Source organism: Microbacterium sp. 22215 (assembly GCF_052045655.1).
Classification (GTDB): domain Bacteria; phylum Actinomycetota; class Actinomycetes; order Actinomycetales; family Microbacteriaceae; genus Microbacterium; species Microbacterium phyllosphaerae.
The window spans coordinates 141,117-159,147 of the sequence record NZ_JBQEPC010000003.1 but is presented as its reverse complement, the minus strand read 5'-3'; the positions used below and the strand labels follow the sequence as shown (position 1 = coordinate 159,147).

Genomic DNA, 18,031 nt, shown 5'->3' with positions numbered 1-18,031 from the left:
CACCGGATGCAGGACTCCGAGAGTCCTTTCGCGCGTCCGTCCCCTTCAGCAACCGCTTCCCCATACGAAACTCGTCTGAGAGACATGTCTTCCTCGCCTTCATCGCAGAACGCCTCACCGTCCTCCGCTCTCTCCACTCCCGCCGCACTGTGGCGCCTGAAGCCCTTCGTCAAGCCGGTCATCTGGCGGCTCGCCGGCGGCGCCGCGAGTGCCCTCGTCGCCGCGATCATCGCCCTGATGATCCCGATCGTCCTCGAGCAGATCATTCGCGGCCCCGTGCAGACCGGCGCGATCAGCGCCATCGCCTGGGGTGCCCTCGCCGTCTTCGGCCTCGCCCTCGGTGAGGCCCTGATGGTCTGGCTGCGCCGTCAGTTCGTGCTCAACCCCGCGACGCAGGTCGAGTACAAGATGCGCACCGAGCTGTACTCACGCCTGCAGACCCTCCCGGTGTCGTTCCACGACCGCTGGCAGTCGGGTCAGCTGCTGAGCCGCATGATGCAGGACATCGGCCTCATCCGCCGGTGGCTGGCGTTCGGCCTCGTGCTGCTCGTGGTCAACATCCTCACGATCGTGATCGGCTCGGTGCTGCTGTTCCGCTGGCACTGGCTGCTGGGTGTCATCTTCATCGTCACGGCGATCCCGCTGTGGATCCGCGGATACCTGTTCGAGAAGCGCTACGGCGCGCTCACGCGTCGCAGCCAGGACCAGGCGGGTGACCTCGCCACCAGCGTCGAGGAGAGCGTGCACGGCATCCGCGTGCTCAAGGCCTTCGGCCGCGGCAAGCACGCGCTCAGCCGATTCAGCCGCCAGGCCGAGACACTGCGCGAGACCGAGATGAGCAAGGCCGGCGCGATCGCGTCGATCTGGTTCTGGCTCGACCTCATGCCGCAGATCGCCTTCGGCCTGAGCCTGATGTCCGGCATCTGGCTGATCTCGCAGGGCGAGATCGATCAGGCGCAGCTGTTCGCGTTCTTCGCGATGGCCGTCGTGCTGCGGTGGCCGATCGAGTCGATCGGCTTCCTGTTCTCGTTCATGCTCGACGCGCGCACGGCGACAGACCGCGTGTTCGACATCTACTCGGAGACCAACTCGATCACCGATCCCGAGAACCCCGTACACATCGCGGAGCCCCGGGGCGAGCTCGCATTCGAGGGCGCGCACTTCCGCTACCAGGATGCGGGAGCGCATGAGCGCGACCTGCTCGACGGCATCGACCTGGTGCTGCGCCCTGGCGAGACCATGGCGCTCGTCGGCCTCACCGGCAGCGGCAAGACCACGCTGACCACGCTGCCGACGCGTCTGTACGACGTGACCGGCGGCCGCGTCACGCTCGACGGGGTCGACGTGCGCGACCTGCCGCTCGCCGAGCTGCGCCAGCACATCGCCATGGCCTTCGAAGACGCGACGCTGTTCTCGGCGACCGTGCGCGAGAACGTGCTCCTCGGACGAGCCGACCTCGACGTGCACAGCGACGAGGCCGAGCGTGTACTGCGCGAGGCGCTGGACGTCGCCCAGGCGGCGTTCGTGGACTCTCTTCCCGAGGGTGTCGAGACGGTCATCGGTGAGGAGGGGCTCAGCCTCTCGGGCGGTCAGCGTCAGCGTCTGGCGCTCGCCCGGGCCGTCGCAGCCAACCCCAAGGTGCTGGTCCTCGACGACCCGCTCTCGGCACTCGACGTCGACACCGAGGCGCTCGTCGAAGAGGCTCTGCGTCACGTGCTCGCCGACACCACGGCGATGATCGTGGCCCACCGTCCGTCGACCGTGGCGCTCGCCGACCGCGTGGCGCTGCTCGAAGCGGGCCGGGTCACTGCCGTCGGCACCCACACCGAGCTGCTCAAGACGAGTCGCCACTACCGTCACGTCATCTCGAGCCTCGAGGCGGAAGAGGCCGCGCGTACCGGCGCGATCCCGATCATCCGCGACGAAGACGACGAGATCGACGAGATCGACGCCGCAGTCCAGGCCGGGATCCGCGAGGAGTCCGCCGACGAAGACATCATCACCGAGAAGGAGGTGCAGCGATGAGCTCCGCCATCACCGGAACCCAGGACGAAGACCGCTCCCGCTACACCAAGGAGGAGAGCAGGGCGATCCGTCGGCGGTCGCTGCATCTGCTGGGCTCGCTCGTCCAGCCGCTGAAGCCGAGGATCGCGCTCGCCGCGGTCGTGCTGGTGATCTCGACCGCCCTCCAGGTGGCGGGGCCGATCCTGATCAGCATCGGCCTCGACCGTGCGCTCCCCGCCGTGCTCGAGCGCGCCGACTGGATGCCGACCTTCATGATCGGCGGCATCTACCTGCTCGCGGGTGCCGTGGCCGCGGCGATGATCGCCTGGTACGTGATCATCGCGGCCAAGCTCACGCAGGCCGTGCTGCTGGACCTGCGCAAGCGGATCTTCCTGCACACCCAGCGCCTGAGCCTGGAGTTCCACGAGTCGTACACGTCGGGCCGCATCATCTCGCGGCAGACGAGCGACCTCGACTCGATCAGGGAGCTCCTCGACGGCGGTCTCAACGAGCTCGTCTCCGGGGTGCTGTTCGGACTCTTCACCTTCATCGCCCTGTGCGTGTGGGACTGGCAGTCGGGTCTCATCCTGGCGATCGGCGGCATTCCGCTGTTCTTCCTGATGCGCTGGTTCTACTCGCGCTCGCAGCTCGTCTACCGCGAATCCCGTGTGATCAGCGCCAAGGTGATCGTGCAGTTCGTCGAGACGATGACGGGCATCCGCGCCGTGAAGGCCTTCCGCAAGGAGCCGCGCAACGACGTCGCGTTCCAGAAGGTCGCCGGAGACTACCGCGACGTCAACCGTCGCTCGATGCTGCTCTTCGGCACGTTCGAGCCCGGCCTGATGGGCGTCGCGGCACTCGTGCTCGGCATCGTCGTGCTCTGGGGCGGCATCCGTGTCTCCGAGGGCGCTCTCACGGTCGGTGTGCTGCTGTCGGCGGTCCTGTACGTGCGCAACTTCTTCGCCCCCATGCAGGAGATCGCGATGTTCCTGAACTCCTACCAGTCCGCGACCGCGGCGCTGGAGAAGGTGTCGGGAGTGCTCGAAGAGGTGCCCACGGTTCCGGACCCCGAGAAGCCCGTGGACCTGTGGGAGTCGCGCGGACACATCGAGTTCGACGAGGTGACGTTCGGGTACAACGGCGAGAAGACGATCCTGCCGAACTTCTCGCTCGACATCCCCGCGGGTCAGACGATCGCTCTCGTCGGCACGACCGGGGCGGGCAAGTCGACGCTGGCGAAGCTGATCTCGCGCTTCTACGACCCGTCGATCGGAAAGGTCACGCTCGACGGCGTCGATCTGCGCAACCTGCATCCGAAGGATCTCCGCCGCGCCATCGTCATGGTGACGCAGGAGGCGTACCTCTTCAGCGGCACGGTCGCCGACAACATCGCACTCGGCAAGCCGGATGCGTCGCTCGACGAGATCAGGGCAGCGGCACGCGCGGTGGGCGCCGACGAGTTCATCTCGTCGCTGCCGGACGGCTACAGCACCGACGTGAACAAGCGCGGCGGTCGCGTGTCGGCGGGTCAGCGTCAGCTGATCTCCTTCGCCCGCGCCTTCCTCGCCGACCCGGCGGTGCTGATCCTCGACGAGGCCACGGCATCGCTCGACATCCCCTCGGAGCGTCTGATCCAGGATGCTCTGCAGACCCTGCTGAAGGACCGCACGGCGATCATCATCGCGCACCGTCTGTCGACGGTCGCGATCGCCGACCGCGTGCTGGTCATGGAGCACGGCGCGATCATCGAGGACGACACCCCCGAGACGCTGATCAGCGGCACGGGCAAGTTCGCCCAGCTGCACGCCGCGTGGCAGCAGACCCTGGTGTGAACCGGCCGGCTCCCGAGCCGGCGCCTGATACCGAGGCCACGACCGATCATCGGTCGTGGCCTCGGTCGTTCGCCTGCCGGTATGCCGAAGCGGTGTCGCCCGGGCCTGGGTAGCATCGGAGTATGGACCCGCTGCTGCTCGCCGTCGAGTTGTGGTGGATCGCGCCCGTCGCCGCCGGGGGAGCCGTCGCCGGCGCGGTCGGACTCCGTCGCCGCAGCACGAAGAGCGGCCGCCGACTCGAGTACGACGCCGCCCGGCACGATCTGAAGACCGCGCAGCAGACGGCTGTCGAACGACGGATGGCCGTGAAGCTGGCCAGGGCTGATGTCGCTCGGATCTCCGCCGAGCGCAGCGCACGGCGCGCGACACCCGAACAGGTCGCCGGGGCCAAGAGAATGCTCCGCGCCAAGGAGAACGACGCCAAGGCCGCGAACGCCGATGTGCGCGCCAAGCAGGTGCGGCTCAGCGCTGCGCGCGCGGCGATCCCCGCGGCATCCGCCCCTCGACCCCTCGAACGGCTGCAGGCGCAGCATGACGCGATCGTCGTGCGCTGGATGCGGTACGAGACCGACGCCGGCCTCCAGATCGCGTACCCGGCGATGACCGACGTCAAGCAGCCGGCGACGGCCGAGTATCTGCGCGCTGCCGGGCACGCGGTCGAGGTTCGCAGGGCGGCCACGGGCCGGGTCAGTGCCACGGACTACGCCGCCTACCGCGATGCCGTCGCCGACCTCGAGCGCGCCTTCGAGGCCGCCGAGCATTCGGCGAGGGTCCAGGCGGGCGAGGCGCCGCAGCCGTCGTCGGCCTGGCAGGATGCGGCGCAGGACATGATCAGCCGCTCCACCGACGCGATCGATCGTGCCGCAGGCGCCGCGGCGTCCGCCCTCGCCGCCTGGAACGCGCGCAAGCGCCCCGACAAGCACTGACCGCCGTCTCCGAAGAGAAGACGGCGGTCAGTTCTGCTCGTGACGGGGCGTCAGGCCCCGATCGTGCGCGAGGCGATGAGCGCGCGGTACCAGTGCCCGGAGTCCTTCACGGTGCGCTCGAGGGTGTCGACGTCGACCCGCACGATGCCGAATCGCTTGGCGTAGCCGTATCCCCACTCGAAATTGTCGAGCAGCGACCACACGAAGTAGCCGCGCAGGTCGACGCCGCGTTCGAGTGCACGATGCGCTGCGGTGAAGTGCCGGCGCAGGTAGTCGGTGCGCTCGGGGTCGTGGACCGCGCCGTCGTCGGCGACCTCGTCGTCGAACGCCGCGCCGTTCTCGGTGACCATCAGCGGCTGCTCCGGGAACTGCTGCGACAGTGAGACGAGCAGCTCCTCCAAGCCCTCCGGTGCGATGTTCCACCCCATCGCCGTGTACGGACCGGGCTGTTCGACGAACTCGACCAGCTGGTCGCTGCCCGGCCAGGCGGTGCCGCCGGCCGCGCCTTTGTGCCCGTCGTTCTGCTGCTTCTCCGAGAGTCCGTCCCACAGTCGCACGGTCGCGGTGGAGTAGTAGTTGACGCCGAGCACATCGACCGGCTGGTTCACCGTGGCGAGGTCGCCCTCCCGCACGAACGACCAGTCGGTGACCGATGCGGTGTCGTCGAGCAGGTCCGCCGGATACTCGCCGCGGAGCATCGGGTGCGTGAAGGCGCGATTCGCGAGAGCGTCGATGCGCCTCATCGCCTCGTCCGCTCCATCGCCCCGACCGCGGAGCACGTGGAAGTTGAGCGTGACCGAGTAGTCGGGATCGCCCGTCGACGTGGCGCGCAGCGCCTGCAGTGCGCGTCCGTGAGCGAGGTTGAGGTGATGGACGGCCGCGAGGGCGGATGCCGGTTCGTGACGCCCGGGTGCGTGACCGCCCTGCCCGTAGCCGAGGTACGCCGAGCACCACGGTTCGTTCAGAGTGGTCCAGGTCTGCACGCGGTCGCCGAGTGCTGCGCCCATGATCTCGGCGTACCGCTCGAACGCGTCGGTGGTGGCGCGGGAGGTCCACCCGCCCGCGTCTTCGAGATACTGCGGCAGATCCCAGTGGTACAGCGTCGCCACCGGACGGATGCCACGGTCGAGCAGCCCGTCGACCAATCGAGAGTAGAAGTCGATGCCGGCCTGATTCACCCCTCCGTCTGCGGTCGGGACGATCCGCGGCCAGGCGATGGAGAAGCGGTAGGCCTCCAGACCGAGATCGCTCATCAGATCGAGGTCCTGCTCCACGCGGTGGTAATGGTCGCACGCCACATCGCCGGTGTCGCCGTTCCACACCTTGCCCGGAGTCCGGCTGAACGTATCCCAGATGGACGGCGTCCTGCCGTCCTCTGAGGCTGCCCCCTCGATCTGGTACGACGCGGTCGCCGAGCCGAAGACGAAGCCCTCAGGAAGGACGAGGCCCGAGCCGCGGTAGTCGCCGGCGGAGGAGAGGAGGCTCATCCGGTCACCTCCGACAGGTTCGCCGCGTAGTCCTTCACTGCGCCGTCCGGTCCGGTCACGGTCACCGTCGCGGAGCCTGTCCCACCGGGGAAGACCCGCAGCTCCAGACCGTCGTGATAGTCGTAGTCGGGCTTGTCGGAGCGTGCGCCCCACGGGAGCACGGTGCCGGGGCGCACATACAGCGGCAGGGAGTCGAAGCCGTGCACCTCCCGGCGCCACCCGCCGCCGACCACGGTCTCGCCCGTGAGGAGCGATGTCCATTCACCTTCGGGCAGGTAGAACTCCACGGTCCCGTCTTCGGAGAAGACCGGCGCGACGAGGAGGCTCGAGCCGAGCATGTACTGGCGGTCCAGATATCCGACCGCGGGGTCGTCGGGAAACTCCAGCTGCATCGGCCGCATCAGAGGCACACCCGTGCGCGACGCGTCGATGCCCTGCTGGTAGAGGTACGGCATGAGCCGCATCTTGAGGTGCGTGAACCGGCGCGTGACGTCGACGGCCTCCTCGTCGAACATCCACGGCACGCGGTACGAGCTCGAGCCGTGGAACCGCGAGTGCGAGCCGAGCAGTCCGAACGCGGTCCAGCGCTTGAAGACCCCGGCATCCGGGGTTCCCTCGAACCCGCCGATGTCGTGACTCCAGAACGCGAATCCTGTGAGAGCGAGTGAGAGCCCGCCACGCAGCGTCTCGGCCATCGAGGTGTAGGTCGAGGTCGAGTCGCCGCCCCAGTGCACCGGCATGCTCTGCCCGCCCGCCGTGGCCGAGCGGGCGAAGAGCACCGCGTCGCCTGCTCCACGAGCCTCGGTGAGCACGTCGTGCACGGCCCGGTTGTAGAGGTCGGTGTAGAGGTTGTGCATCCGCTCCGGATCCGAGCCGTCCGCCCACACCACCTCGGTCGGGATGCGCTCGCCGAAGTCGGTCTTGAAGCAGTCGACACCCTGGTCGATCAGGCGCCGCAGATGCCCCTGGTACCACGCGGTGGCATCCGGGTTGGTGAAGTCGACGAGCCCCATGCCCGCCTGCCACAGGTCCCACTGCCAGACGGAGCCGTCGGCCCGCCGCACGAGGAAGCCCTGCTCGGCCGCCTCACGGAACAGGGGAGAGCGCTGCGCGATGTACGGGTTGATCCAGACGCACACCCGCAGGTCCTTCCCGTGCAGTCGCGAGAGCATGCCCTCGGGATCGGGGAACACCCGGGGGTCCCACTCGAAGTCGCACCAGTTGAACTCGCGCATCCAGAAGCAGTCGAAGTGGAAGACGGAGACGGGCAGCTCCCGCGCGGCCATATCGTCGATGAACGAGGTCACGGTCTTCTCGTCGTAGTCGGTCGTGAAGCTCGTCGACAGCCACAGCCCGTACGACCACGCGGGCACCACCGGCGGGCGCCCGGTCAACGCGGTGTAGCGACCCAGCACGTCCTTCGGCGTGGGGCCCGCGATGACGAAGTACTCGAGCACCTCGCCCGGGACCGAGAACTGCAGCCGCTCGACGGACTCCGACCCGATCTCGTACGCCACATGACCGGGGTCGTTGACCAGCACGCCGTAGCCGCGGTTCGACAGGTGGAACGGAATGCTCTTGTACGCCTGCTCGCTCGATGTCCCGCCGTCGGCGTTCCAGATGTCGACCGACTGACCGTTCTTCACCAGCGGTCCGAAGCGCTCGCCGAGACCGTAGATCAGCTCGCCGACGCCGAGCTCGAGCTGCTCATGCACGAAGGTCGATGCGGTCGGCGCGGTGCCGCCCTGACGAGCGTTGTCGACGATGCCGGCATCCACCTGGGCGTCGGGAGCGAGCCGGATGTACCCCTGCGCCCTATGACCGCTTCCCGTGACGCGGCGCCCGTCGACCTCGAAGGAGAGATCCCAGGGTGCTCCGGGAGCGATGCGCGCCACGAGGCCACCGGCGTCGAGGATGCCGCCGGACTCCGAGATCGAGACTCTCGCCGACGCCGAACCCGTGCCGGGGAGCCCGAAGCCGCCGTGCCACCGCGCGCCCTCGTGATGGGCGATCCGCACTCGGATGATGCCCTCGGCAGGAGACGACAGCGTCGTCGTGAGCACCGGGCGGTTCAGGGTGTCGCCGCGCTTGGTGATGGCCATGGTCGGCGCCGTGATGACGATTCCCGGCCCGTCGGGGGTGTCGCTGGTCTCTGCGATGTCGTAGGCCTCCTGCGCATACAGCGCGGTGACGCCCGGACGCAGTTGCCAGAACCCGTCGGTGAACTTCATTACTTGACTGCTCCTGCCGTGATGCCGCGCGTGAGTGTGCGCTGGAAGATGAGGAAGAAGATGAGCGTGGGGATGATGCCCAGAAGCGCAGACGCGCTCGTGGTGGTCACATCCATCAGACGATCGCCCTGCAGCACGCTGATCGCCACGGGGACGGTCTGGTTGGCGTTCGAGGCGAGGAACGTCAGGGGGATGAGGAACTCGTTCCACGTCCAGATGAAGAAGAAGATGAGCAGCACCGACAGCGTCGGGCGGCTGATCGGGAAGACGACCCGCCAGAGGATCTGCCAGCGGCTCGCGCCGTCGAGGGATGCCGCCTCGAGGATCTCCTTCGGGAACGTGCCGTACACCGACGACAGAAGGTAGGTTCCGAAAGCCGCCTGGATGACGGTGAACACGATGATGACTGACCACACGTTGTCGTAGAGTCCGACCGACTTGAACATGTAGTACAGCGGGTAGAGCAGAGCCTCCTGCGGCAGCAGGTTCGCGAGCAGGAACAGCAGCACGATCCAACTCCGCCCGCGCACCCGTCCGATGCCGATCGCGAAGGCGTTCAGCATCGAGATGACCACCGCGAGCACCGAGACGATGCCGGCGATGAAGATCGAGTTCCACACCTTCTCGGGGAAGTTCACCCGCTCCCAGAACTTGATGATCCCGCCGAAGTCGAGGGTCTCGGGGAAGGCCAGCGGACCCGAGGTCGCATAGTCCACCGGCGACTTGAACGAGTTCACGAGCACCAGGTAGAACGGGGCGATCACGAGGAGCGCGCCGATCACCACGAGCGCCAGCATCAGCCAGTCGACCGGGCGCTTCTTGGTCATGCCGCCGCGGGGGCGGGTCTTCTGCGGCTTGCCGGTGACGATGGCAGTGGTGGCGTGCATCACAGACCCGCCCTTTCCTTGCGCTCGAGCGAGTTCTGCACGCGGATGAAGATGATCGACACGATCACCACGACGATCGTGAGGACCGTCGCGATCGTCGCTCCATAGCCCACGTTCCGCTTCGTGAAGAACTCCTGGTACGCGTAGTAGGCGGGCACGAGAGTCGCGCCCGCAGGGCCACCGCGCGTGATGATGTAGACCGGGCCGAACACCTTCAGAGCGGCGATCGTGCAGGTCAGGGTGACGACGAAGATCTCTGGGCGGATGATGCTCATGGTGATCGCGGTGAACCGCTGGAACCAGTTGGCGCCGTCGAGCTCCGCGGCCTCGTACAGCTCGGGGTCGACCCGTTGCAGCGCCGCCATGAAGACGACCACGGGGTAGCCGAGCTGCACCCACACCATGACGACCATCAGCACGATCAGCGCCGACGGCATCTGGCCGAGCCAGTCATACGCGGGGATGCCGAACCACGCGAGGATCTGGTTGAGCGCGCCGTCGCCGCCCGGTCGGACGATCCAGCCGATCACGATGCCGGCGACCGCGATCGGGAGGATCTGCGGGAGGTAGTACGTGGCGCGCAGGAAGCTGCCGACCCTGCCGCCGAACTTGCGACCGACGACGTCGAAGAGGAGTGCGGCGACGATCAGTCCCACGATCGTCGGGACGACGACCATGGCGATGATCATCCACACGGAGTTCGTGAACGAGGTCCAGAAGTCGCTGTCGGTGAGGATCTTCTGCCAGTTCTCGAGTCCGATGAACTCCGGTGTACGCACACCCTTCCACTTCGTGAAGGTCAGGTACACGTTCCAGATGAGCGGGACGATGACGACGACGAGCAGCAGCACGAAGCCCGGCAGCAGGTACATCCAGTACGCCCCGGTCCCGCCGCTGCGCTGCGGGATCGACGGCTCTTCGGGCGGCAGCGCGGTGCGGCTCTCGCGGCGTGTGGCGAGTGACATGTTCACCTCCAGGAGGATGCGGCGGGGGCGGCGCTGTTCGGCTGCCGCCCCCGCGAGTGGATCAACGGAATTCCGAGGTGCCCTCGTCGTACTGTTCGCCGAGGTTCTTGTTGGTGGTCTCGGCATCCTGCGAACCGGTGATGAGACCCTGCAGCTCCTGCACGATCACGTCGTAGAAGCCGGGCGCGGGCCAGTCCGGGTAGAACGCGAGACCGTCGGCCTCGAGGACGCCGTTGAACGTCTCGATCAGGGCCGCGCTCTTCTCATCGGTGATGTCCGCAGTCTCCGCGGCGACGGGCAGGCCGCCGTTGTTGCCGATGATCGCCTGGATCTCGGGGCGCATCGTGATGTCGATGAACTCGTAGGCGAGTTCCTTGTTCGCGGCGTTCTCGGGCACGACCCACAGGTTGCCCGACGAGCCGAGAGAGAGGTCTGCTCCGGGGAAGGCGGTCATCGTCCAGTCGAAGCCCGTGGCCTCGGAGACGAAGCGACCGAACCACCATGAGCCCGACACGAAGATCGGCGAGGTGCCGTTGATGAACGAGACGCCCGCGTCCTCGGCCTTCACCGACGAGACGTCCGAGGCGATGTAGCCCTTGTCGACGTACTCCTGGAGGGTTTCGGTCGCCGAAGTGACTTCGGCACCCTGCCAGTCGACCTCTCCGTCGTAGAGCTGGTAGGAGTCGACGAAGCTGCGGTCGCCCTCGAGCAGCGCGAGCTGGTACCAGAGCTGGCCGAGGGGATACTCGGCGCCGGCCTCGGCGAGAGGTGTGATGCCCTTCGCCACGAACGCGTCGAGGACGTCGACGAACTCGTCGTACGTCGTGGGGATCTCGAGCCCCGCCGCGGCGAAGGCATCCTCGTTGTAGTAGACGCCGACGAACTCGCCGTAGTTCGGAACGCCGAACCAGGTGTCGCCGCCCATGACGCCGTCTTCGGAGTACTTCGCGGTCGTCTGCAGCGACGGCGCGAGCTTCTCGTCCCAGCCGTACTCGTCGACGGCGTCGGAGATGTCGGAGATCAGCCCGGTCGATGCCAGGAAGCCGGCGGTCGCGTTGCCCTTGTTGAACTCCATGAGGTCGGGTGCGGCATCGGTGTCGAGCACCTGGCTGGCGGTCTTCTGGATCTGCTCGAAGGACTTCTCCTCGAACTCGACCTTCGCGCCCGTCTCCTCCTCGAAGATGGAGATCGCCTCGGCCCAGGCTTTGCCCATCGCGCTGTCGGCGCCCTCGTAGTGCCAGAGTTTGAGCGTCTGCCCGTCTTCGCCCTCGTCGGCCGAGCCGGCGGTGCAGCCGCTCAGTGCGATGCCCGTCACGGTGAGGGCGGCCAGAGCCGCCAACGTCTTCGTCCTGCGGATGTTGCGTGCCATCGTCGGCACTCCTTTCTCGGTGGCCCTGAGGCCGGACACATCGGTGGGTCGGTCTGTTCAGTTGTGGGTCGGTCATCGTCGAAGCGTTTCGACTCCGACCATGCGGAAGCGGTGTCCGCCCATGGTCACTCCCGAGCAGGGGTGACGGAGCCGGCGGAGTGGTACTCGGGAGGTATGAGGTGGATGCGAGCGGGCATGCCCGGCTCATCGAGATGTCGCACGGCGAGATCGACGGCGAGCTCGCACGACTGCTGCGGCACGAGGGGGATGGTGTCGATCGGCACGGGCAGCGCGGCGGTGTCGAAAGAGGCAGCGGCCGAGATCACCGAGACATCGGAGCCGACGATCAGTCCGCGGGCGGCGAGGGTCTCGAGAAGCGCCTCGTGCACGTCGCCGACGGCATGCACGATGAATGCGCGATCGCCGCGGTCCAGTGCGCGCTCCGCGGCTGAGCGCACGGCGGATGCATCGGTCGTCGTCACTCCGGTCGTCGCCCACTCGAGGGTGAGGCCTCGTGCCTCGGCCCGATCCTGCACGCCGCGGAGGAGGCGGCGGGGGAAGTTCGATTTGCGGTACGAGACCTCGGTCTGTCCGAGCAGCGTCACGGCGGTGTGACCGGCATCCGCGAGTCGATCCACGGCGATGTGCCCTGCGGCTTCGAAGTCGAGATCGACGCACGTGAGGCCGTGCGCATCGTCGGGGATCCCGATGAAGACCGTGGGGGAGTGCACCGAGCGCGCGATGTCGGCCCGCTCGTCGTCGGGGGCGACGTCGAGCACGAGGATGGCGTCGACCAGGTTGCTCGCGGCGACGCGGTTCATGCCCTCGGAGGCCTGCTCGTCGGTGAGGAGGAGGATGTCGTACCCGCGGCGGCGAGCGGCCACCGCTGTCGCGAGCACGAACGCCATGTGCGTCGGCGCGTGGGTGTCGGCGCGCAGGGGCTCGGTCAGTCCGAAGATGTTCGTGCGGCGGCCCGCGAGCATCCGGGCTCCCGCGTCGGGTTCGTAGCCCAGCGTCTTCACGGCGTCCTCGATGCGGCGACGCGTCTTCTCGGACACCGGACGTTTGCCGCTCAGCGCATAGGAGACGGTGCTGATCGACACTCCGGCAGCCTCGGCCACCTGGTGGATCGTCGTCATCAGGACTCCATCGTCGCTCATCGGGTGCATCGTCGAAGCGCTTCGCTCCGCGCCTCTGAAGCGATGATAGACAGGCTCGACCCGTGAACGCAACCTTTTTGTGGTTGATCGCAACAAATGCGTCTTCCGGGCGCGGGAGCGTTCCCATGACCGACCGGTCAGGGCGACGGGGCCTCGATGGGGGAGGGGATTCGGGACCCCGCCGCCGGTCTAGGAAGTGATGCGGATCTGGGCGATGACTTCGGAGTACTCGGTCTCGCCGACCGGAGTGAAGCCGACGCGGAGGAAGAACGCCTCCGGGCCGTCTTCTCCGGCCTCGTAGATGACGTTGACGTGGTCGAAGCCGCGGGCGCGCGCCTCTTCGAGCAGGCTCTCGACCGCGAAGCGGCCGACACCCTTGCCCTGGCCCTCGGCGTCGACGTTGATGCGCCACAGCACCGACCGGAAGTGCTCCTCAGGAGCCTCCGCATCGAAGTTGGCGCTGACGAACCCGACGACGTGATCCTCGTCGAGGACGACCCGCTGCCAGGAGGTCTGCGGATTGATGACGGTCGCGGCGATCCCGTAGGACACCGGAGCGAGGAACTGCTCCTGTCCGGGCTTGAGCGACAGGTTGTTCACGGCGACGATCGTCGCAGCGGAGAGTTCGACCATGCGCAGTTCGGACATAGTCACAGGCTAACCCCTCCGGTGGTCACCTGTGCGGAAACGTCGACTTTCGTCAGGGGTCGTCGGGTGCGGAATGCCGGAAGTCGATGCGAGCCCGACCTGTCGGCGGACATGCGTCGGGAGCGCCTCAGGTATCTTGGTATCGAGACAAATATGCCCTCGCGAACGGAGAACCTCCTGGTGACCGACGACGCCATCATCTACACCTACACGGACGAGGCTCCGGCTCTCGCCACGGCTTCCTTCCTGCCGATCATCAAGGCCTACACCGGCCAGGCGGGTATCGAGGTCGAGACCCGCGACATCTCGCTCGGCGGACGCATCCTCGCCGCGTTCCCGCAGAAGCTCACGCCGGAGCAGCAGGTCGGCGACTCCCTCGCCGAACTCGGCGGACTCGCCACGCTCCCCGAGGCGAACATCATCAAGCTGCCGAACATCTCGGCCTCGATCCCGCAGCTCAAGGGCGCGATCGCCGAGCTGCAGTCGCAGGGCTACGACATCCCGGACTTCCCGGACGAGCCGTCCTCGCTCGAGGAGAAGGACGTCCGTGCGCGCTACGACCGCATCAAGGGATCCGCGGTCAATCCGGTGCTCCGCGAGGGCAACAGCGATCGTCGTGCACCCCTCGCCGTGAAGAACTACGCCAAGAAGCACCCGCACCGCAACAAGCCCTTCGCCGAAGGGTCGAAGACTCGCGTCGCCACACTCGGCCACGACGACTTCAAGCACAACGAGCGCTCCTGGGTCGCCGCACACGACGACGTGCTGAGCTTCCGTCACACAGCCGCAGACGGCACCGTGACGGTCCTCAAGGAGGGCCTGAAGGTCCTGCCGCGCGAGATCATCGACGCCACGTTCCTCTCGGCCGAGCACCTCGACGCCTTCCTCGCGGAGACGCTCGAGACCGCGAAGAAGGATGACGTCCTCTACTCGGTGCACCTCAAGGCCACGATGATGAAGGTCAGCGACCCGATCATCTTCGGGCATGTGGTGCGCGCGTTCTTCAAGGACGTGTTCGCGCAGTACGGAGACAAGCTCGCCGCCGCAGGCCTCAACGCCAATGACGGTCTCGGCTCGATCCTCGCAGGTCTCGGCGGCATCGCCGGTGGCGACGAGATCGCGGCCGCGTTCGACAAGGCGATCGCCGAGGGGCCGCGCCTGTCGTATGTGAACTCCGACAAGGGCACCACGAACCTGCACGTCCCGAGCGACGTGATCGTCGACGCCTCGATGCCCGCGCTCGTGCGCAACGGCGGCAAGCTGTGGGGCAAGGACGGCGGCGAGGCCGACACCCTCGCGGTCATCCCCGACTCCTCGTACGCGAGCGTCTACCAGGCCGTCATCGACGACGTGATCGCGAACGGCCCGCTCGACCCCGCCACGATCGGCACCGTCCCCAACGTGGGGCTGATGGCGCAGGCGGCCGAGGAGTACGGCAGCCACGACAAGACGTTCGAGATCGCCGCCGCGGGCACCGTCCAGGTGCTCGACAGCGAGGGCACCGTGCTCATCGAGCACGAGGTCGGCGCCGGCGACATCTGGCGGGCGACCCAGACCAAGCACATCCCCGTCATGGACTGGGTCAGGCTGGCCGTGTCCCGCGCACGCGCCACGGGAGACCCCGCGGTGTTCTGGCTCGACGCCAACCGCTCGCACGACGCGCAGATCATCGCCAAGGTGCACCAGGGGCTCGCGACGCTCGACATCAAGGGCCTCACGATCACGATCCTTGCTCCGGAAGAGGCGACGCGCTACACGCTCGCGCGCATGCGTCACGGCCTCGACACCATCTCGGTGACGGGCAACGTGCTGCGCGACTACCTCACCGACCTGTTCCCGATCCTCGAGGTCGGCACGAGCGCCAAGATGCTCTCGATCGTTCCGCTGCTCGCGGGTGGAGGCCTGTTCGAGACCGGCGCCGGCGGCTCCGCGCCCAAGCACGTGCAGCAGCTCGTCGAGGAGAACTACCTGCGCTGGGACTCGCTGGGCGAGTTCTTCGCTCTCGCCGCGTCGCTCGAGCACTTCGCCGACCGCACCGGCAACGAGAAGGCGCGTGTCCTGGCGGAGACGCTGGATGCCGCGACCGGAACCTTCCTCGAAGAGGATCGTTCGCCTGGCCGTGCGCTCGGCACCATCGACAATCGTGGCAGCCACTTCTACCTCGGCCTGTACTGGGCGCAGGAGCTGGCGACGCAGACGAAGGATGCCGACCTCGCAGCGGCGTTCGCTCCGATCGCGGCCACGCTCGGCGAGAACGAGGAGAAGATCGTCTCCGAGCTCAACGCCGTGCAGGGCAAGGCCGTCGAGATCGGCGGGTACTACCGTCCCGACGACGCGCTCGTGGAGGCCGTGATGCGTCCGTCCGCGACGCTGAACGGCATCGTCGACGCTCTGAACTGACACCGACGAGAAGAGGGGCCGGATGCGAAANCCCCTCTTCCGTACCCCGTGCTGTCTGCGCAGGGCTCGTGATCAGTAGTGCACCGACACTTCGAGGCCCACGGGGGACCACTCGTAGACGTACCGGGCGACATCGATCGGCATGTTCACGCAGCCGTGGCTGCGCGGGGTGCCGAAGTCGTTGTGCCAGTAGGTTCCGTGGAATCCCTCGTCGCCGTTGAAGTACGTGACCCAGGGGACGTTCGGCGTCTCGGTGATCGAACCGTCCGGCTCGCGGCTCTTCATGGTCTGCTCGCGTACGTGCGCGTAGACCTTGAAGTTGCCGGCGTCCGTGGGGGTCGCGCTCTTGCCCGAGGAGATCGCCCACGACCGCACGACCGCGCCGTTCTCGTAGAGCGTCGCCGTCTGGCGGCTCAGGTTCACGTCGATCTTGCGCAGCAGGTTGACGGACTCGAACTTGGTCTCGGCGACCTCGATCGGGAACGCGCCCTCTCCGCCCTCGATGCTCGAGGCGACGTCAGCGGCGAGATTCGAGGTGTCGCCCAGTGCTCGGCCGTTGACCCCGGCGGTCTCGGTGCGAAGGATGTTGCCTGCCGAGTCGACGATGTTGGTCGCATTGACCGGGGCCCGGTCGACAGATGCTGCGAGCGTGTCGACGGTCGTCTGGATCGCCGTCTCGTCGGCTTGGATGCGAAGTTCGCCGTCGTCGTCGATCACCGTGAACCAGGTCGCCGCGACAGCGGGGGCGACGGGAACCGTTCGCTCGTCGCCGATGTAGAAGCCCATCGTGCCGAGCATCGTGTTGATCGACGTGGCGAGGGTGGTGGCGGCTTCGTCGGTGACTGCGGGGGCCGCTTCGGCGGGTCCTCCGGGGAACTCGAGGGTCTTTCCGCCGTCGGCGACGGTGTCGACGATCGCGGCGGTGAGCGCGTCGACGTCGACGGCCGTCCCGGGTTCGGACGGCGTGACGACGAACGTCGCGCTCTTCGCATCGAACACGACGCCGGCGTCCACCGGGTCGACGAAGCTCGACGGCACGGCGCCGCGCAGCGCCGACTCGGCCGTGGCGGGGTCGAGCGTGATGTCGCCCGAGACGGGTTCGCCCATCCAGGAACCGATGTTCCAGAGGGGACGCTCGGCGAAGGCCTCGTCTGCGAGCCCGCGGGCATCGATCGTGGCGCCGAGGTCGGCGCCGGAGAGCACGACGTCGTCGCCCGCTCCGGTGAGCGTGACCTCGGTCTCGGCGACATGCGCGTCGATGACCTCGGCGGCGGCGCCGGGCGTGAGCCACCCGACCGGGATTCCCGCGACGGTCGTTCCGGGGGCGATCAGGATCATCGATGCGGCACCGGCGCCGAGTGCGACGGCACCGACGCCCAGGCCGATCCAGAGTCCGAGGCGCTTCTTCTTGGGCGCGGGCTCGATCGGCGCCCAGGCGAGCTCCGGATCACCGCTGTCGGGCGGCATGGAGTCGGTGGGGGCGTCCCCGGAGTGGGTGGGCGCGACGGCAGTGAGCTGGTCACCGGAGGCGGTCGCCTCGGTCAGCTTCTCGGTCTTCGCATCCTGCGCTGAGATCAGATCGGTCACGAACATCACCCCCCGGTTTCTCGCGTGTCCTTAGCGATATGCTACGCGATCGCAGGTAACGGGGAGGCAACGGTCGTCAGAGCATCGACGCGCCGATCGGTTCAGTCGGTGACGACAGCGAGTCCGTCGATCTCGACGAGCATCTCCTCGCGGGGGAGGCCGGTGAACACGGTGGTGCGCGACGGCAGCGGCACCCCGTCGGTCGTGTGGGCCGTCACGAACTCGCCGTACGCGTCGTTCATGATCGGGAAGTCCTCGCGCGTGGTGAGGTACACGCGTAGCATCACGACGTCGTCGAAGGTCGCGCCGGAGGCTTCGACGATCGCCTTGACGTTCTCGAGCGTGCGCGTCGTCTGGGCGGCGACATCACCCGGGAAGAGATACTCGTTGGTCTGCGGGTCGACCGGTCCCTGACCGGACACCTGCACGATGGGACCCTTGCGGATGCCCTGCGAGAACGTGTGGGCGGGAGCGGGGGCGGCGTCGGTCGAAACGCGGATCTTCGCAGTCATGCGACCAGCCTAGTAGCCTTGTT

Annotated in this window: 13 protein-coding genes; 4 read left to right on the top strand and 9 right to left on the bottom strand. The window is 67.5% G+C overall.

Going from position 1 to position 18,031, the window contains the following annotated elements:
• Window positions 1-84: 84 nt before the first annotated feature.
• The 3 genes from ACTJKH_RS06720 to ACTJKH_RS06710 all read left to right on the top strand — a co-directional run bounded on the left by ACTJKH_RS06720 (window position 85) and on the right by ACTJKH_RS06710 (window position 4,762).
• Entirely contained in the window at window positions 85-2,025 is a 1,941-nt protein-coding gene (locus ACTJKH_RS06720; protein ID WP_440736272.1) for an ABC transporter ATP-binding protein, read from the top strand.
• Window positions 2,022-3,836 (top strand): ABC transporter ATP-binding protein, encoded by a 1,815-nt coding sequence (locus ACTJKH_RS06715; protein ID WP_440736271.1) that lies wholly within the window; start codon window positions 2,022-2,024, stop codon window positions 3,834-3,836. Before ACTJKH_RS06720 ends, ACTJKH_RS06715 begins: the two co-directional genes overlap by 4 nt.
• Before the next feature lie 122 nt (window positions 3,837-3,958).
• The gene (locus ACTJKH_RS06710; RefSeq protein WP_440736270.1) at window positions 3,959-4,762 is read left to right on the top strand and encodes a hypothetical protein; all 804 of its coding nucleotides are present in this window, start codon (window positions 3,959-3,961) and stop codon (window positions 4,760-4,762) included.
• A gap of 50 nt (window positions 4,763-4,812) precedes the next feature.
• On the opposite strand, the gene ACTJKH_RS06705 is transcribed toward ACTJKH_RS06710, so the two are convergent.
• From ACTJKH_RS06705 to ACTJKH_RS06675, 7 genes are all read right to left on the bottom strand, one after another.
• The gene (locus tag ACTJKH_RS06705) at window positions 4,813-6,249 is read right to left on the bottom strand and encodes a GH1 family beta-glucosidase (protein ID WP_440736269.1); all 1,437 of its coding nucleotides are present in this window, start codon (window positions 6,247-6,249) and stop codon (window positions 4,813-4,815) included.
• The gene (gene yicI / locus ACTJKH_RS06700; RefSeq protein WP_440736268.1) at window positions 6,246-8,480 is read right to left on the bottom strand and encodes an alpha-xylosidase; all 2,235 of its coding nucleotides are present in this window, start codon (window positions 8,478-8,480) and stop codon (window positions 6,246-6,248) included. Before yicI ends, ACTJKH_RS06705 begins: the two co-directional genes overlap by 4 nt.
• Complete coding sequence (locus ACTJKH_RS06695) at window positions 8,480-9,367, bottom strand: carbohydrate ABC transporter permease (protein ID WP_210097262.1); 888 nt, start codon at window positions 9,365-9,367, stop codon at window positions 8,480-8,482. Before ACTJKH_RS06695 ends, yicI begins: the two co-directional genes overlap by 1 nt.
• Window positions 9,367-10,332 carry a carbohydrate ABC transporter permease gene (locus ACTJKH_RS06690; RefSeq protein ID WP_440736267.1) on the bottom strand — a complete coding sequence of 322 codons (966 nt, stop codon included), beginning with the start codon at window positions 10,330-10,332 and terminating at the stop codon, window positions 9,367-9,369. Before ACTJKH_RS06690 ends, ACTJKH_RS06695 begins: the two co-directional genes overlap by 1 nt.
• A gap of 61 nt (window positions 10,333-10,393) precedes the next feature.
• Window positions 10,394-11,701: an ABC transporter substrate-binding protein gene (locus ACTJKH_RS06685; protein WP_440736266.1), complete on the bottom strand. Its 1,308-nt coding sequence runs from the start codon at window positions 11,699-11,701 to the stop codon at window positions 10,394-10,396.
• A 125-nt stretch (window positions 11,702-11,826) separates the two neighbouring features.
• A complete protein-coding gene (locus ACTJKH_RS06680; protein ID WP_440736265.1) occupies window positions 11,827-12,861 on the bottom strand; it encodes a LacI family DNA-binding transcriptional regulator in 1,035 nt (344 codons plus the stop codon).
• A gap of 189 nt (window positions 12,862-13,050) precedes the next feature.
• Entirely contained in the window at window positions 13,051-13,509 is a 459-nt protein-coding gene (locus tag ACTJKH_RS06675; protein WP_210097266.1) for a GNAT family N-acetyltransferase, read from the bottom strand.
• Window positions 13,510-13,689: 180 nt separating this feature from the next.
• Between ACTJKH_RS06675 and ACTJKH_RS06670 the strand changes: the two genes are divergently transcribed.
• A complete protein-coding gene (locus ACTJKH_RS06670; RefSeq protein ID WP_210097267.1) occupies window positions 13,690-15,909 on the top strand; it encodes an NADP-dependent isocitrate dehydrogenase in 2,220 nt (739 codons plus the stop codon).
• Between the two features lie 72 nt (window positions 15,910-15,981).
• Here the strand turns inward: ACTJKH_RS06670 and ACTJKH_RS06665 are convergent, their stop codons facing one another.
• Window positions 15,982-17,502 (bottom strand): L,D-transpeptidase family protein, encoded by a 1,521-nt coding sequence (locus tag ACTJKH_RS06665; RefSeq protein ID WP_440736437.1) that lies wholly within the window; start codon window positions 17,500-17,502, stop codon window positions 15,982-15,984.
• Between the two features lie 95 nt (window positions 17,503-17,597).
• Window positions 17,598-18,008, bottom strand: a complete 411-nt coding sequence (locus tag ACTJKH_RS06660; RefSeq protein ID WP_440736264.1) for a RidA family protein — start codon at window positions 18,006-18,008, stop codon at window positions 17,598-17,600.
• Window positions 18,009-18,031 lie beyond the last annotated feature (23 nt).

Excerpts from the sequence above, each read along its gene's own strand:
- ACTJKH_RS06665 (WP_440736437.1), bottom strand. The coding sequence starts at position 17,502 with ATGTTCGTGACCGATCTGATCTCAGCGCAGGATGCGAAGACCGAGAAG.
- ACTJKH_RS06715 (WP_440736271.1), top strand. The coding sequence starts at position 2,022 with ATGAGCTCCGCCATCACCGGAACCCAGGACGAAGACCGCTCCCGCTAC.
- ACTJKH_RS06680 (WP_440736265.1), bottom strand. The coding sequence starts at position 12,861 with ATGAGCGACGATGGAGTCCTGATGACGACGATCCACCAGGTGGCCGAG.
- ACTJKH_RS06690 (WP_440736267.1), bottom strand. The coding sequence starts at position 10,332 with ATGTCACTCGCCACACGCCGCGAGAGCCGCACCGCGCTGCCGCCCGAA.
- ACTJKH_RS06660 (WP_440736264.1), bottom strand. The coding sequence starts at position 18,008 with ATGACTGCGAAGATCCGCGTTTCGACCGACGCCGCCCCCGCTCCCGCC.
- ACTJKH_RS06675 (WP_210097266.1), bottom strand. The coding sequence starts at position 13,509 with ATGTCCGAACTGCGCATGGTCGAACTCTCCGCTGCGACGATCGTCGCC.
- yicI (WP_440736268.1), bottom strand. The coding sequence starts at position 8,480 with ATGAAGTTCACCGACGGGTTCTGGCAACTGCGTCCGGGCGTCACCGCG.
- ACTJKH_RS06710 (WP_440736270.1), top strand. The coding sequence starts at position 3,959 with ATGGACCCGCTGCTGCTCGCCGTCGAGTTGTGGTGGATCGCGCCCGTC.
- ACTJKH_RS06705 (WP_440736269.1), bottom strand. The coding sequence starts at position 6,249 with ATGAGCCTCCTCTCCTCCGCCGGCGACTACCGCGGCTCGGGCCTCGTC.
- ACTJKH_RS06695 (WP_210097262.1), bottom strand. The coding sequence starts at position 9,367 with ATGCACGCCACCACTGCCATCGTCACCGGCAAGCCGCAGAAGACCCGC.
- ACTJKH_RS06720 (WP_440736272.1), top strand. The coding sequence starts at position 85 with ATGTCTTCCTCGCCTTCATCGCAGAACGCCTCACCGTCCTCCGCTCTC.
- ACTJKH_RS06685 (WP_440736266.1), bottom strand. The coding sequence starts at position 11,701 with ATGGCACGCAACATCCGCAGGACGAAGACGTTGGCGGCTCTGGCCGCC.